Genomic DNA, 14,933 nt, shown 5'->3' on the forward strand with positions numbered 1-14,933 from the left:
GTGCCGCCGCTCACTCCATATTGTCCGTTATACGTCTAATCGTACGGATAACGAACGCAGAGGCCTGTCGATGAAGATCACCTTGCTCGCGGCGGCCGCCGCCGGCCTGGTCGGCGCCGCAACCTTCACCCTGTCCGGAAGCGACGACACGGCAGACTTCGCCGGCCGCTATGCCTACCTCTCGGCCGGCTCCGGCGATGCGCCGTTCGCCACCACCTGGACGGTCACGTCCTGCGGCAAGGGCTGCGTCCACATCAGCACCGCGTCCGGACTGACCGACACCGACGCTCACCTGGAAGGCTCCGAGTGGGTCTTCTCCAAGTACGACGAGGCCGGAATCCGCTGCGACAACCGGAAGGTCCTGCCGGCCACCATCCGGTTCTCCGTCGACCCGGCATCGTTGCAGGGGACGTTGCAGCCGCAGGGCAGCCCGTGCGGCGGTGCCTCGCGGGCGAGCGGTTTCACCCTCACCAAGCTCGCCTGACCTACCATGGCAGCACGATGGCAGTGCAGCAGGATGACCCCGAGCCGGCGTCGGCCTCCGGCGACTATGTCCAGTCACTAGCACGCGGCCTCAGCGTCATCCGAGCGTTCAACGACAAAAACCCGCGGCAGACCATCAGCGACGTCGCCCGGCACTGCGGACTGTCCCGACCCGCGGCCCGCCGGTTTCTGCTCACGCTGGCCCAGCTGGGCTACGTCGCCACCGACGGCTCTCAGTTCTGGTTGACCCCGCACGTCCTCGAACTCGGGTCCAGTTATCTGTCCAGCCTGTCGCTGCCCGATCTGGCCCAGCCGCATCTGACCGAACTGTCGGCGGCGATAAACGAGTCGTCATCCGTCGCGGTGCTCGACGGCTTCGACATAGTTTATGTCGCACGAGTACAGGTCCGCCGGATCATGGCGGCGACGATCGTGGTCGGCACCCGGCTGGCTGCGCCCGCCACCGCGATGGGGCGGGTACTGCTGGCAGGCCTGCCGCCGGACAAACGCGCCGACTGTATGCGGACGATCCCGCTGGTGTCCTTTTCCAGCGGCACCCCGGCGTCACGCAAGGAGCTGACCGCCGACATCGCGCAGGTGGCCCGGGAGGGCTTCTGCATCATCGACCACCAAACCGACTACGGATTGCGCTCGGTGGCCGCTCCGATTCGCGATCGCAACCAGAATACCGTTGCAGCGGTGAGTGTTTCGGCATCGTCGATGACCTATTCAGCCGACGCAATCCGCAGCGAACTGTTACCGCAGGTACTGGCGACGGCAGAGAAGATCAGCGTCGACATCGGCCATACCGAACTCGGGCTGGTCAATCTGCCCGACTAGCGCAACGCCTGCGACGTCCGGGCCGCGGCTTCGGCGACCAGCGGCACCACCCGTTCGATCGGCACCGAGTTCGCCGCACCGGCCAGACAGATCGCCGCGACCGGGCCGTCGGCGCCGCGAATGGCCACCGCCACACTGGGCAACTCGACCCCGACAAGCACGCGGGTCTGCGCGCCGCGGTCGATCGAGATGCCGTGGGCCCGCCGAATGTGGGCCAGTTCAAGGTGCAGAGTGGGCAGATCCCAGCGCGCGCCGCCGCCGGAGCGCGTCAATTGCCGCCCGAACCTCGCATCGACCTCCTCCGGCGGCAGCCACGCGAGCATCGCTCGCCCGCCGGTGGTCAGGTAGGCCGGCTGCCGGGTGCCGACCTTGGACGGCAGGGTCGCCGCGAAATGCCCGCCGATCTTGTCCAGATAGACCTCGTCGGTGCCCTCCAGCGCCGCGAGGTGCACTACCAGCCCGGTGCGCAGATGGAGTTGGTGCAGGTGCTCCGCGGCCGCTTTGCGGATCTCGCCGTGCAGCCCATCCTGTCCACCCAGGCCCAGCGCCCGCGAGCCCAGACGGTAATGGGCTCCGCGATACTCCAGCCACCGCAGTCCGACCAGCTGCCGCAGGATGCGGTGGGTGGTCGACCTCGGCAGCCCGGTACGGGCGACGACCTGGTCCAAGTTCAGCCGTGCCGTCGGCCGCTGCTCGAACGCGTCGAGGATGGAGGTCACTCGCTCCACCATCGAGGGCGGAGCCAGCTCCTGGCCCTCAACGCCGGCGGGCCTGGACATTCCTCGAATTTAGCAGTGCAGCGCATCCCCCGGCGTCACCTTGAAACCGGGAATGCTCGACAGCGGCATGGTGGCGTCGTATGTGCGCTGGTAGCCGGTGTCGCTGATCTTCCAGCCCTCAGCGGTGCGGCGGTATCGGTCGTGATAAAAGGCGGCACCGATAAGCATCAGGTCGTATTCGGACATGATCACCCGGTCCTGCAGGTACCAGATGCCCGATGCGGTGTCCGGCCCGGTCAGGGTGATCTCCGGGTGGCTGACCCGGTGCTCGCTGATCACATTCGCCGGCAGCGAGGACCGCATGAAGTCCACCAGCGAGTCACGGTCGGTGAACTTATGCTCGGTGCCCATCGACTTGCCGTAGTCGGCGGTCACGTCCTCGGCCAGGGTTGCGGCGAAGTCATCCCAGTGTTTGGTGTCCAGCGCCCGCAGGTAGCGGTATTTGACCTGCTTGATGGCCTCGATGTTCTCAAGATCGCTCACGCAGACCATTGCAGCACGCCGGCTCGGGGCGGCGGGGGGGCATCCCACCCAGCGAGATGACCCGCCCGCCAAAGCACCGCACGGGTGACGATGTTCGGCGTGACCGATCTTTCGAATTATGGGCCGTGGGCGGTGATCGCCGGTGGATCCGAGGGGGTCGGCGCCGAGTTCGCCCGTCGGCTCGCCGCTGCCGGTATCAACCTGGTTCTCATCGCCCGCAAGCCCGAGCCGCTGGAACACACGGCTGAGGACTGTCGCAGCCACGGTGTCGAAGTGCGCACGCTGACAGCCGATCTCACCGACGCTGCCGCTGTAGACCGGGTGATCGAGGCGACCGCCGAACTCACCGTCGGCCTACTGATCTACAACGCCGGAGCCAACACCTGCAGCGAGGAGTTCCTCGATGGGAAGCTGTCCGACTTCGCATCGGTGATCGACCTCAGCATCACCACCATGGTGAGGCTGGTCCAGCACTACGGGCGCGCCATGCGGGAACGCCGCCGGGGCGGCATCTTGATGGTGGGGTCGATGGCCGGATATCTGGGGTCGGCGCGGCACACCATCTACGGTGGGGTGAAGGCGTTCGGCCGGATCTTCGCCGAGGGGCTCTGGTTGGAGTTGCGCGAGCACAACGTCGACGTGCTGGAGTTGGTGTTGGGGGTGACCCGCACACCGGCGATGCAGCGAGTCGGACTGAACTTCGATGTGCCCGGCATGAAGGTCGCCGAGCCGGCCGATGTGGCCCGCGAAGGTCTCGAGCAACTGCCGCACGGGCCGGTGTACATCGCCGGAGGCAACGCCGCTGACGTCGAGCGCCGCAACAACCCGGACCGGGCCAAGGTGGTGCTGGGCACCCACCGCTTCATGCAGCAACTGATCGGGCAGGCCTAGTGCGGCTCGGCCTTTCCACGCCGGTTGTCGTCCAGACCCCCGGCGTGGCGTCGGCGTGGGAGAACGGCGCGGGCATCGACGACGTCGTGCGCATCGCCAAGGCCGCCGATGAACTCGGCTTCGACTACCTGACCTGCTCCGAACACATCGCGGTCCCCACCGACCAGGGCGCGGGCCGCGGGTTCGTCTACTGGGACCCGGTCGCCACCCTGGCATTCCTCGCCGCGCACACTTCGGCGATCAGGCTGGCCACCTCCATCGTGGTGCTGGGCTATCACCACCCGCTGGAGATCGCCAAGGCCTACGGGACGCTGGACCTGATCAGCGGCGGCCGGGTGGTCCTCGGGGTGGGGGTGGGCTCGATCGAAGCTGAGTTCGCCATGTTGAACTCGTCCTGGCCGGATCGCGGTGCCCGCGCCGACGACGCCATCCGCGCACTGCGCGCGTCGCTTGCCGACCCGCGCCCCCGCTATGCCGGCGAGTTCTACCGCTTCGACGACGTCATCGTGGAACCCGCTGCGGTGCAACCGCACCTGCCGATCTGGGTGGGTGGCCGCACCCGCCGCTCGCTGCGGCGTGCGGTGCAGCTGTGCGACGGCTGGATGCCGTTCGGCCTGGGCGGCCGGGCACTGGCGGAAATGCTTGCCACCGTGGATCTTCCGGATGGTTTCGACGTCGTGCTGGGTCCGGGACCGTTGGACCCGCTCGGCGACCCCGCCCGAGCACAGCGGCGGCTGCGCGCCTTGAGCGACGTCGGCGCCACCATCATCAACTGCTCGATCGCCGCGGAGTCGGTCGAGCACTACTGCGATCAGTTGGCGGCGCTGCGGGGGCTGGCCGACCGAGTAAGGGAGGACGCATGACGGACCGACTCGCCGAACTGGAGGCCCGGTTGGCCGTCATCGAGGACGAACGTGCCATCGAGCGAATGATCGCCTCTTACGGCCCGCTGGTGGACGCCGGCGAAGCCGACGCGGCGGCGCAGCTGTGGGCGCTCGACGGCAGCTACGACGTGGAAGGCTGGTCGATGGACAGCCGCGCCGAGGTCGCCGCGATGGTGCGCTCCGATGCCCACCAGAACCTGATCGGCGGCGGCAGCACGCACTTCCTCGGCCCGGCCGTGGTGACGGTGGACGTCGACGACGCCGTCGCGGTCTGCGAATCAATCCTGGTGGTGCGGCATCAGAAGAAATATCTGGTGGCCCGCGCCGGGGTGCACCACTTCCAGCTGCGCCGGCTCGACGGCCGTTGGCAGATCATCCGGCGGATCACCCGAACCCTGGACGGCGATGCGGAGGCACGCCGGTTACTCGCGGCCGGGGTTGCCGGCCTGAACGGAGGAACCCGATGAGGCTGGACGGCAAGGTCGCGATCGTGACCGGCGGTGCGGGCGGCATCGGCCGGGGAATCACCCGGGCGTTCGTCAAGGAAGGCGCCCGCGTGCTGTTGGTGGATATCAACGACGAGGCCGGCAAAGCGGTCGAGGCCGAACTCGGTTCGGCGGTGCGCTATCTCAGCGTCGACATCTCCAAGCAGGATAGCGCGGCGCAGATCTGCGCGGCCGCCGTCGACGCGTTCGGCTCGGTGAGCGCACTGGTGAACAACGCCCACGCCTCCAGGCAGGCCCCGCTGCTGGAGACCACGCAGCAGATGTTCGACCTGTCGTTCAACACCGGCTTCTACCCCACCCTGTGGCTGATGCAGGCCTGCCATGAGCAGCTCAAGGCCACCGCCGGCTCGGTGATCAACTTCGCCTCCGGGGCCGGCATCGAGGGCCAGGCCCGCCAGGCGTCCTACGCCGCGGCCAAGGAAGCGATCCGGGCGATCAGCCGGGTGGCGGCCAATGAGTGGGCCGGCGACGGCATCAACGTCAACCTGATCTCGCCGCTGGCGCTCACCGAAGGGGTGCAGGCCTACCTGGACGCCAATCCCGGTATCGAGGACAAACTACTGGCCGGCACCCCGATGCACCGATTCGGCGACCCCGAGGCCGACATCGGCCGAGTCGCGGTGTTTCTGGCCAGCGACGACGCCCGCTATATGACCGGACAGACGCTGATGGTCGACGGCGGCACCATCAAGCTGCGCTGATCGGCTGCCCTACGCTGGCGCTATGTCGACACCGGTGTTACCCGACGCAACCGCCAATGTCACCCGACTGTTGGCACCATTGGCCGAGGTGGACGACCGGGGCGTGTACTTCGAGGACACGTTCGTCAGCTGGCGCGACCACATCACGGCCGGAGCCCAGTTGGGCGCCGCTCTGATGGCACGACTCGACCCGTCCAAACCCCCGCACGTCGGTGTGCTGCTGGGCAACACCCCGTTCTTCTCGACGGTGCTGGTGGCCGCTGCGATGACCGGCCTGGTCCCGGTCGGCTTGAACCCCACCCGGCGAGGAGCAGCACTGGAGCGCGACGTGGCCCACGCCGATTGCCAGCTGGTATTTACAGACCACAGCACCGACGCGTCTGTCCCGGGCGCGGTCGACGTCGAATCTGCTTCGTGGGAAGCGGAACTGGCCGCTTACGCCGGTGCTCCGGTGACGTTCCGCGACGCCGACCCCGACGACCTGTTCATGCTGATCTTCACCTCCGGCACCAGTGGTGACCCGAAGGCGGTGCGGTGCACCCAGTGGAAGGCGGCCTTCCCGGGCCTGCTGCTCTCGCAGCGGTTCGGGCTGGGCCCCTCGGACGTCTGCTACCTGTCGATGCCCCTGTTCCACTCCAACGCCGTGATGGCTGGTTGGTCGGTGGCAGTGGCCGCGGGCGCGTCAATCGCCTTGCGGCGCAAGTTTTCCGCATCCGGGTTCATCCCCGACGTACGGCGTTTCGGGGCGACCTACGCCAACTACGTGGGCAAGCCGCTGTCGTATGTGCTGGCCACTCCGCCGCAACCCAACGACGCCGATAATCCGCTTCGGCTGCTGTACGGCAACGAGGGTGCGCCGCGGGATCTGGAACGGTTCGCGGATCGGTTCGGCTGTGTGGTGGTCGACGCCTTCGGCTCCACCGAGGGCGGAGTGGCGATCGCGCGCACCCCGGACACCCCAGCCGGTGCGCTGGGCCCACTGGTCGACGGGAACGCGATCATCGACGTCGAGACCGGAGAGGAATGCCCCCCCGGCGTGGTGGGCGAGCTGGTGAACACCAGCGGGCGCGGCCAGTTCCGCGGCTATTACCGCGATCCCGATGCCGAGGCGGCACGTATGGCCGGCGGTATCTACCACACTGGCGACCTGGCCTACCGCGACGAAGCCGGCTACGCCTACTTCGCCGGCCGGTTGGGTGATTGGATGCGGGTGGACGGCGAGAACCTGGGCACCGCGCCGATCGAGCGGGTCCTGTTGCGCCACAACGATGTCGCCCAGGTCGCGGTGTATCCGATCCCCGACCCTGCGGTGGGCGATCAGGTGATGGCTGCACTGGTCCTGGCGTCTGGAGCGTCGTTCGATCCTGCGGACTTTCGGGTGTTCTTGGCCGAGCAGCCCGATCTGGGGCCCAAACAATGGCCGTCGTACGTCCGCGTGGCCGCCGAGCTACCGCGCACCGAGACGTTCAAGGTGCTCAAGCGGGTCTTGTCGGCCGAAGGTGTGGAGTGCGGCGATCCGGTGTTCCGGATCTCCCGGTAGTCCGAGACTCACCTGCCCCACCAGCCTCTGCGGGGCAAGGGTGTGTTGTGTTCGATTTGGATACCGCGGGCGCTATCGCTTCCGTGGGCTCAATATTTCGATTACCTACGGCGCGATCCGCTCAATCGTGTCGACCCGATCAATAGATCGGTCAAACGAAGCCACCTTGCCGACCCTGGTGTTCTCGGCGCAGGCGACGAGATAGGCCTCCGCGAAGTCGAGCCGGTCCGTCTCGTAGACCTCAACCGCACGCAGCAGAAGTGTTGGGTCCACGCAGACAACCGATTCGAATGCGATCAGCGACCGGATCGCCTCGGCGACTTGGCCGCGAGGCGCTTCGTAGAACGACTCCAACACATACACCGTCTCGGCGACGATGACGTCGGTCAGCAGCAACTCCTGCTCGACCCCGAGGTAGGCAGTCGCACGCGCCGCCATCTCCGGAGGATCACCGGTCAGATGGCGAACCAGGACGTTGGTGTCGATGAAGACACTCACCGGCGACGCGCGGCTCGGGCCGACCGGGTCCGGCGCAACACCTCATCCCATGCGACGTTGCGTTTGGCCGCCGGTACCCGCACCGTTGCGGCCAACGTGAGGAAGTCAGGGGTTCGAGCCAGCACAGCGCGGTCACCTTCCACGCGGAACAACACTTCGTCACCTGCCTTGAGTCCAAGCGCTTCCCGCACGGCCTTGGGCACGGTGACCTGGCCTTTCGACGTGAGCTTGGCGGCAACGTCCATGAAGATTCCTTACTTGCTCGATTCTGTAAGGATACCCCGAAAGGCCGCGTCGCCACGGTTCTGGGCCATCGGCGCGCAATACTGAGGCAATGCCCGCAGCCCGCCGAGCACTCATCGCGGCCCTGACCGTCGTCGCAACCCTGGCCCTCGCTTCCCCCGCCGCGGCCGAACCACTGCAGGCCGGCTTCGCCCGGCTGGCCACCACCATCCCGGCCAACGTCGGCATCGCCTATGCCCCGGTCGGCCAAAACAGTGCCGGCACGCTCGGCAACCTGCAGAACGGCGTCGCCTGGTCGACCATCAAGGTCCCGCTGGCGATCGCGGCGATTCACGCCAACCGTCCGAACGCACAGGACCTGGCCGCCCGGGCCGTCACCGCCTCGGACAACGACGCCGCCGAGAAGTTGTGGTCCGAGCTGGGGCCGGCGCCCCAGGCCGCCCAGCAGGTGCAGGCCGTGCTGCGCGCCGGCGGCGACACCGGGACCGCGGTCGAATCCCGGCGGCTGCGCCCGGAATTCAGTGCGTTTGGCCAGACCCAGTGGCCGCTGGCCCGCCAGGCCGTGTTCGCCGCCCACCTGCCATGCATGGGTGCGGCCGCACCCGTCTACAGCCTGATGAACAACACCATCCCCAACCAGCGTTGGGGATTGGCCGGCATCGGCGCCCCGACCAAGGGCGGCTGGGGCCCCGGCACGGGCGGGGGCTATCTGGTGCGGCAGTTCGGCGTGGTGGGCACACCCCACGGCCAGCTGGCGGTGGCGCTGGCCGCCGAACCGAAAGACGGCAGCTTCGATTCCGGGGTGGCGGCGCTCAACCAGATGACCGAGTGGCTCAAAGCCAATGCCGCCCAGCTACCGGGTGGCCGCTGCGGCGGGTAGGTTGGCGGCTAAGCACTTACCCGCGAGTAGGAGATAGCCATGTCCGCTCCGTCCGCCGCAGACTTCGACCGGCTGCGCGCCCTGGTCGCCATCGAGGACACCGACGCCCGGCAGTCGAAGACCATCGACGAGGTCTTCACCGGCAAAGCCCTGACCACCATCCCGATCGGGACCGCCGATGACGTCACGGAGGCCATCGCCAAGGCCCGTGCCGCCCAGCAGCAGTGGGCCGCCCGCAACGTCAAGGAGCGCTGCGCGATCATCGAGCGCTACCGCGACCTGGTGATCGCCAACCGGGACTTCCTGATGGACGTCGCCCAGGCCGAGACTGGCAAGGCCCGCTCGGCGGCCCAGGAGGAGATCGTCGACATCATGCTCAACGCGCGCTACTACGCGCGCCAGGCCGCCAAGTTGCTGGCCTCCAAGCGGGTGCAGGGACTGCTGCCCGGCATCGTCAAGACCGTGGTCAACCACCACCCCAAGGGCGTCGTCGGGGTCATCTCGCCGTGGAATTACCCGATGACGCTGTCGATTTCAGATGCCATCCCGGCTTTGCTGGCCGGTAACGCGGTGGTGGTGAAACCGGACAGCCAGACCCCGTACTGCACGCTGGCCAATGCGGAGCTGCTGTATCAGGCCGGGTTGCCGCGTGAGCTGTTCGCGGTGGTGCCCGGTCCGGGGTCGGTGGTCGGCACGGCGATCGTGCAGCAGTGCGACTACCTGATGTTCACCGGCTCCAGCGCCACCGGCCGCTCACTGGCCGAACAGTGCGGCGCCCGGCTGATCGGGTTCTCCGCGGAGCTGGGCGGCAAGAACCCGATGATCGTTACCAAGGGCGCGAATCTGACCGAGGTCGCCAAGGCCGCCACCCGTGCCTGCTTCTCCAACGCCGGGCAGCTGTGCATCTCCATCGAGCGGATCTACGTCGAGCGGGAGATCGCCGACGAGTTCGCCGCGAAGTTCGCCGAGCAGGTGCGTGCCATGAAGCTCTCGAGCGCCTACGACTTCTCCGCCGACATGGGCAGCCTGATCTCCGAAGACCAGATCAAAACCATCTCCAACCATGTCGACGACGCAAAGGCCAAGGGCGCCAAGGTTATCGCTGGCGGAAATGCCCGCCCCGACATCGGGCCGCTGTTCTTCGAACCCACGGTGCTGACCGACGTCACCGACGAGATGGAGTGCGGCCGCAACGAGACGTTCGGCCCGGTGGTCTCCATCTACCCGGTCGACAGCATCGATGAGGCGATCGCACGCGCCAACGACACCGAATATGGGCTCAACGCCAGCGTGTGGGCCGCGACCAAGGCCCAGGGCGAGGCGATCGCCGCCCGCATCAAGTCCGGCACCGTCAACGTTGACGAAGGCTATGCACTGGCCTTCGGCAGCACCGCGGCACCGATGGGCGGAATGAAGGCCTCCGGGGTGGGCCGGCGCCACGGCGCCGACGGCATTCTGAAGTACACCGAGTCGCAGACGGTCTCGACCGCCCGGGTGCTGAATCTGGACCCGCCGCTGGGGATTTCGGGTCCGTTGTGGCAGAAACTGCTGACCCCGATGATCCGGGCGGTGCAGGCGTTACCTGGCCGGTAGCTGAAAACAACCTGCAGCCCCTTGTAGGCGTCTGCTGAGAGGTTTAGCGTCACTTCGTAGGTCGGCCCTGCGAAGGAGGCGGACATGCACGCATTTCGGCCCTACCTGACTACCGCGGTGCTGGGCGCCGGACTCGTCGTAGCACCTGCGGCTGCGCCCCAAAACGTTCACACCACGTCGGTCCGGCTGGCCAGCGGCGAGAACATCGCGTTCGTCATCGGCGGCAGCGGCGATCCGATCCCGTCGGACCAGTATGTGGACACCAACAACACCCTCTACGTCCAGCCCAACTTCCCCGGATACGTCCCGCAGGCGCTGTTCACCCCGGAAGGAAACTACGCGCTCTACACCGGAGTCAAAAGCCTGACGCTGGATCAATCCGAAGCCCAAGGCGTGACGATCCTCAAGGACGCCATCGAAAAACAGGTCGCCGCAGGCAATCACGTCGCCGTGCTCGGCGACTCACAGAGCTCCACCATCTCCTCGATGACGATGAGCGAGCTTGCGGCCGACCACATTTCGAAAGACGACGTCGGGTTCGTGCTGCTGGCCGACCCCAACCAGCCCGACGGCGGGCTGTTCGAGCGGCTTACCGGGGTGACCATCCCGAGCCTGGGGATCACGTTCAACGGCGCCACCCCCGACGACCTCTACCCCACCACCATCTACATGCAGGCCTACGACGGCTTTTCGGACATACCGCGCTACCCGATCAACTTCCTGGCCGACCTGAATTCGATTCTCGGTATCCAATTCGTGCACCCCACCTACCAGGATCTGACCGCCGAACAGCTGGCGTCCGCGGTCCAACTGGACACCGTCGGCGACACCATGACCACCTATTACGGGATTCCGCTCAGCGACGAGACGGTTCCGTATCTGCCGCTGCTGCAACCGCTGCTGCTCATCCCCGGCCTGGGCAAGCCGCTAGCCGACCTGCTGCAGCCGATCCTGACCCCACTGGTGAACCTGGGCTACGGCGACCCGGACTACGGCTGGGACACCGGCCCGGCCAACGTACCCACCCCGTTCGGGTTGTTCCCGGACACCGACATGGTCGTCAAAGCGTTTCAGGAGGCGGCGGCCGGTCTGCCGACGGGAATCCAAGCGTTCACCGATGACCTGGGATCGCTGGATCTGTCGAACTCGTCCAGCTCGGCGGTTTCCGCGGCCTTGGGCAGCTTCAACCTGACCGACTTCGTGAACTCCCTGACCGCGGCGTTCTCCACGGCGTATGCGGCGCTGCTGCCGACCGCCGACGTGATCACCGGAGTCACCACCACCATCCCGACCTATGACTTGCAGTGGTTCACCGAGGGCCTGCAGTCGGGCAACCTGCTGGAGGCGACCTTTGCCCCGATCGCCAACAACACCTACCTGTACACGCTGGCCGCCGGCTTCGAAGCCTTCTCCCTGATCAGCACGGCCGAATCGATCAGCGCCGACCTGTCCGGGATTTTCCCCGGCTAGCGGCCCGCTCCAACGCGGCCAGCGCCGGCTCGATCGCGTCGGCCATCTCGTCGATGTCGTCGGCGACCTCGGTGGTGGTCACGAACCCGAAGTCGAGATGGTCGCGGTAGGAGAAGCAGGTGATGTTCAACGCCACGTCCATGACCGGCGGGCCCAGCGGCACCAGCGATTCCAGTTCCGCCCCGGCCATGTAGAGCGGGAACGGCGGCCCGGGCACGTTGGAGACGACGAGGTTGATCGGGGCCAACCGATTCGACAGCCCGGTCGCGGTGTAGGCCCGCGCGGCGAGCTGCAGCAGCCCGGGCGGGGTGGTGTCGGTCAGTCCCATGATCTGATGCGCCGAGAGCGCCTTGGCCATCTGCTTGGCGCTCTGGGTGTTCTCGTGAATCATCTTGAGCCGGTGGTTCGGTCCTTCGATATCGGTGGCCAACGAAACCGTCATCGAGCTGACCTTGTTGCCGATCTCACCCTGGCTGTCCTCCGTGCGGGTCGACACCGGAATCTGGGCGACCAGCGGCTTGTCGGGCAGTTCGCCGCGCTTGCTCAGATAGTCCCGAGCGGCACCGGCGACCATGGCCAGCACCACGTCGTTGAGCTTGACGCCGTAGGCGTCCTTGACCGCCTTGACCCGCTCGAGTTCGACTCGGGCACCGGTGATTCGCCGGTGCGGGGACACGCTGGCGTTGAATCGGGTCACCGGAGCGTCAAAGTAGCGCGGCGGCTTGCGGGTCAAGCCCAGCCCGATCGTGGCGATCTGCTGACGGACGGTCTGTTCCACCAGCCGGCCGATCCGAAACGGGGTCATCACCGCGACATTGACCAGCGCCCCGAATGCACGACGCTCGAAGCTGGGCATGCCTTCGCCGGTCAACGATCCGATCGATTCCGGTTGCGGCGGACGCGGTTCCGGGGTCACGTCCAGCATGATCTCGGACAGACCCGCGCCGGAGACGCCGTCGACGATCGCGTGGTGCATCTTGGTCAGCGTCGCGATCCGGCCGCCCTCGACCCCCTCGATCACCCACACCTCCCACAGCGGCCGGGAGCGGTCCAGCTTGTAGGACATCAGCCGGCCCACCAACTCTTCGACCTCGCGGCGCCCGCCCGGGGCGGGCACGCCGATACGCCTCAGGTGGAAGTCGATGTCGAGTTCGTCGTCCTCGACGAACCACGGCCGGTCCAGCCCCAGCCGGGCACCGCTGACCCGCCAGCGCAGCTGGGGCAGTTGCGGTAGCCGCTCGATCAGTAGTTGACGGACCAGCTCAAAGCTGTAGTTCGGTGCCTTGCTGGGATCCAGGATCGCCAGACCACCGATGTGCATGTGCCAGCCGGCCGTTTCGGCCGACCAGAACGCCGCGTCGACGCCCGAAAGTCGCTGCATCGCCCGAGAGTATCCCCGCGACCCGGGTCACCGGATGCGGATTGCCGGGAATCCCGCTGTGGGCCGTCAGGCGTGGTTGGCGTGTACCTCGTCGGCGGGGCGGGCTTCGGTCTGCTCCTTGGCCCAGCGGTAGTCGGGTTTGCCGGCCGGCGAGCGCTTGACCTCGTCGACGAACCACAGGCTGCGGGGCACCTTGTAGCCGGCAATCTCGGTGCGCGCGCAGGTGTTGATCTCCTCCAGCGACGGCCGGGCATTCGGGCGCGCCTGCACCACCGCGGCGACGTGCTGGCCGTAGCGGGGGTCGGGCACCCCGACCACCAGGGCGTCGAACACGTCCGGGTGGGTCTTGAGCGCGGCCTCGACCTCCTCGGGGTAGATCTTCTCGCCGCCGGAGTTGATCGACACCGAACCGCGGCCGAGCATGGTCACGGATCCGTCGGCCTCGACCTGTGCGAAGTCGCCCGGGATGGCGTAGCGCACCCCGTTGATGGTCCGGAACGTCTCGGCGGTCTTCTTCTCGTCCTTGTAGTAGCCGACCGGGATGTGGCCGCGCTTGGCGATGATGCCCCGCACGCCGGAGCCGGGCTGGACCTCGTTGCCGTCCTCGTCGAGCACCACGGTGGTCTTGTCGATGGTGACCCGGGGCCCGCCGGTGTGCGCTTCGCCCTTGGCGACGATGCTGGTGCCGCCGAAACCGGTCTCACTCGACCCGATCGAGTCGGTGATGATCCGGTTGGGCAGCAGCTCCAGCAGCTTCTCCTTGATGCTCGGGCTGAACAGCGCCGCGGTGGAGGCCAGCAGGAACAGCGAGGACAGGTCGTATTCGTGACCGTCCTTTTGGGCGGCCAGCAGCGCGTCCAACAGCGGACGCGCCATCGCGTCCCCGGTGAAGAACAGCAGGTTCACCTTGTGGTCGTGGATGGTGCGCCACACCTGATCGGCGTCGAATTCCGGTGCCAGCACCACGGTTTGGCCGCTGAACAGCGACATCCAGGTCGCCGACTGGGTGGCGCCGTGGATCATCGGCGGTATCGGGTGACGGATCATCGGCGCGTTGGCCGAGGCCTGCTTGGCCAGGTCGTACTCGTCGGCGATCGGCTCACCGGTGGCGAAGTCGGTGCCGCCGAACAGCACCCGGTAGATGTCCTCGTGGCGCCACATCACGCCCTTGGGGAACCCGGTGGTGCCGCCGGTGTAGAGCAGGTAAATGTCGTCGGCGCTGCGCGGCCCGAAGTCGCGCTCGGGCGAGCCCTGCGCCAGCGCCTTTTCGAACTCCACCCCGCCGTAGCGGGCGAAGTCGCCGTCGCTGCCGTCCTCGACCACCAGGATGGTCTTGATCTTGGGGGTGTCGGGCAGCACGTTGGCGACCCGGTCGGCGTACTGGCGCTCGTGCACCAGCGCGACCATGTCGGAGTTGTCGAACAGGTAGCGCAGCTCGCCCTCGACGTAGCGGAAGTTGACGTTGACCAGGATGGCGCCGGCCTTGATGATGCCGAGCATCGCAACGACGATCTCGTTGCGGTTGCGGCAGTACAGACCGACCTTGTCGTCCTTCTTGACGCCCTGGTCGATCAGGTAGTGGGCCAGCCGGTTGGCCTTCTCCTCCAGCTGCCCATAGGTCAGCTGCTCGTCCCCACAGATCAGGGCAACCCGATCCGGAACGGCGTCGATGGCGTGTTCGGCGAGATCCGCGATGTTGAGAGCCACAACACACAAACTAGAACGTGTTACATTTCGTTTTCAAGTCGAGGTCCCCACCCG

Annotated in this window: 16 protein-coding genes; 10 read left to right on the forward strand and 6 right to left on the reverse strand. The window is 67.0% G+C overall.

What is annotated here, in order from left to right:
• Positions 1-70: 70 nt before the first annotated feature.
• Together AC5Y31_RS07395 and AC5Y31_RS07400 are read left to right on the forward strand one after the other, a co-directional pair.
• Complete coding sequence (locus AC5Y31_RS07395; RefSeq protein ID WP_499979311.1) at positions 71-484, forward strand: hypothetical protein; 414 nt, start codon at positions 71-73, stop codon at positions 482-484.
• A 17-nt stretch (positions 485-501) separates the two neighbouring features.
• Positions 502-1,323 carry an IclR family transcriptional regulator domain-containing protein gene (locus AC5Y31_RS07400; RefSeq protein WP_499979315.1) on the forward strand — a complete coding sequence of 274 codons (822 nt, stop codon included), beginning with the start codon at positions 502-504 and terminating at the stop codon, positions 1,321-1,323.
• On the opposite strand, the gene AC5Y31_RS07405 is transcribed toward AC5Y31_RS07400, so the two are convergent.
• A complete protein-coding gene (locus tag AC5Y31_RS07405) occupies positions 1,320-2,102 on the reverse strand; it encodes an IclR family transcriptional regulator (RefSeq protein WP_499979318.1) in 783 nt (260 codons plus the stop codon). The genes AC5Y31_RS07400 and AC5Y31_RS07405 overlap by 4 nt on opposite strands.
• A gap of 9 nt (positions 2,103-2,111) precedes the next feature.
• Entirely contained in the window at positions 2,112-2,594 is a 483-nt protein-coding gene (locus AC5Y31_RS07410) for a nuclear transport factor 2 family protein (protein WP_499979320.1), read from the reverse strand.
• 90 nt (positions 2,595-2,684) lie between these two features.
• Here AC5Y31_RS07410 and AC5Y31_RS07415 point away from each other — a divergent pair, with 90 nt between their 5' ends.
• Genes AC5Y31_RS07415 through fadD17 form a run of 5 tightly spaced genes read left to right on the forward strand, consistent with a single transcriptional unit; the run spans position 2,685 to position 7,107 of the window.
• Positions 2,685-3,476 carry an SDR family NAD(P)-dependent oxidoreductase gene (locus AC5Y31_RS07415; RefSeq protein WP_499979322.1) on the forward strand — a complete coding sequence of 264 codons (792 nt, stop codon included), beginning with the start codon at positions 2,685-2,687 and terminating at the stop codon, positions 3,474-3,476.
• Entirely contained in the window at positions 3,476-4,339 is an 864-nt protein-coding gene (locus AC5Y31_RS07420) for a TIGR03619 family F420-dependent LLM class oxidoreductase (protein WP_499979323.1), read from the forward strand. The genes AC5Y31_RS07415 and AC5Y31_RS07420 overlap by 1 nt, the downstream gene beginning before the upstream one ends.
• The gene (locus tag AC5Y31_RS07425) at positions 4,336-4,827 is read left to right on the forward strand and encodes a nuclear transport factor 2 family protein (protein WP_499979325.1); all 492 of its coding nucleotides are present in this window, start codon (positions 4,336-4,338) and stop codon (positions 4,825-4,827) included. Before AC5Y31_RS07420 ends, AC5Y31_RS07425 begins: the two co-directional genes overlap by 4 nt.
• Positions 4,824-5,567, forward strand: coding sequence for an SDR family NAD(P)-dependent oxidoreductase (locus AC5Y31_RS07430; RefSeq protein WP_499979326.1), 744 nt, complete (start codon positions 4,824-4,826; stop codon positions 5,565-5,567). The genes AC5Y31_RS07425 and AC5Y31_RS07430 overlap by 4 nt, the downstream gene beginning before the upstream one ends.
• 22 nt (positions 5,568-5,589) lie before the next feature.
• Positions 5,590-7,107 (forward strand): long-chain-fatty-acid--CoA ligase FadD17, encoded by a 1,518-nt coding sequence (fadD17, locus tag AC5Y31_RS07435; RefSeq protein ID WP_499979327.1) that lies wholly within the window; start codon positions 5,590-5,592, stop codon positions 7,105-7,107.
• Between the two features lie 105 nt (positions 7,108-7,212).
• Here the strand turns inward: fadD17 and AC5Y31_RS07440 are convergent, their stop codons facing one another.
• Positions 7,213-7,605 carry a type II toxin-antitoxin system VapC family toxin gene (locus AC5Y31_RS07440; RefSeq protein WP_499979328.1) on the reverse strand — a complete coding sequence of 131 codons (393 nt, stop codon included), beginning with the start codon at positions 7,603-7,605 and terminating at the stop codon, positions 7,213-7,215.
• Positions 7,602-7,850, reverse strand: coding sequence for an AbrB/MazE/SpoVT family DNA-binding domain-containing protein (locus AC5Y31_RS07445; RefSeq protein ID WP_499979329.1), 249 nt, complete (start codon positions 7,848-7,850; stop codon positions 7,602-7,604). The genes AC5Y31_RS07440 and AC5Y31_RS07445 overlap by 4 nt, the downstream gene beginning before the upstream one ends.
• Before the next feature lie 89 nt (positions 7,851-7,939).
• On the opposite strand from AC5Y31_RS07445, the gene AC5Y31_RS07450 reads away from it, so the two are divergent.
• The 3 genes from AC5Y31_RS07450 to AC5Y31_RS07460 all read left to right on the forward strand — a co-directional run bounded on the left by AC5Y31_RS07450 (position 7,940) and on the right by AC5Y31_RS07460 (position 11,791).
• Positions 7,940-8,728, forward strand: coding sequence for a serine hydrolase (locus AC5Y31_RS07450; RefSeq protein WP_499979331.1), 789 nt, complete (start codon positions 7,940-7,942; stop codon positions 8,726-8,728).
• A gap of 39 nt (positions 8,729-8,767) precedes the next feature.
• Positions 8,768-10,321 (forward strand): succinic semialdehyde dehydrogenase, encoded by a 1,554-nt coding sequence (locus tag AC5Y31_RS07455; RefSeq protein ID WP_499979332.1) that lies wholly within the window; start codon positions 8,768-8,770, stop codon positions 10,319-10,321.
• An 84-nt stretch (positions 10,322-10,405) separates the two neighbouring features.
• The gene (locus AC5Y31_RS07460; protein ID WP_499979335.1) at positions 10,406-11,791 is read left to right on the forward strand and encodes a PE-PPE domain-containing protein; all 1,386 of its coding nucleotides are present in this window, start codon (positions 10,406-10,408) and stop codon (positions 11,789-11,791) included.
• Here the strand turns inward: AC5Y31_RS07460 and AC5Y31_RS07465 are convergent.
• Positions 11,757-13,172, reverse strand: a complete 1,416-nt coding sequence (locus AC5Y31_RS07465) for a WS/DGAT/MGAT family O-acyltransferase (protein WP_499979337.1) — start codon at positions 13,170-13,172, stop codon at positions 11,757-11,759. The two genes, AC5Y31_RS07460 and AC5Y31_RS07465, sit on opposite strands and share 35 nt — an antisense overlap.
• Before the next feature lie 66 nt (positions 13,173-13,238).
• Positions 13,239-14,879: an acyl-CoA synthetase gene (locus tag AC5Y31_RS07470; RefSeq protein WP_499979340.1), complete on the reverse strand. Its 1,641-nt coding sequence runs from the start codon at positions 14,877-14,879 to the stop codon at positions 13,239-13,241.
• Positions 14,880-14,933: the final 54 nt, after the last annotated feature.

Source organism: Mycobacterium sp. NGS18, from assembly GCF_059813185.1.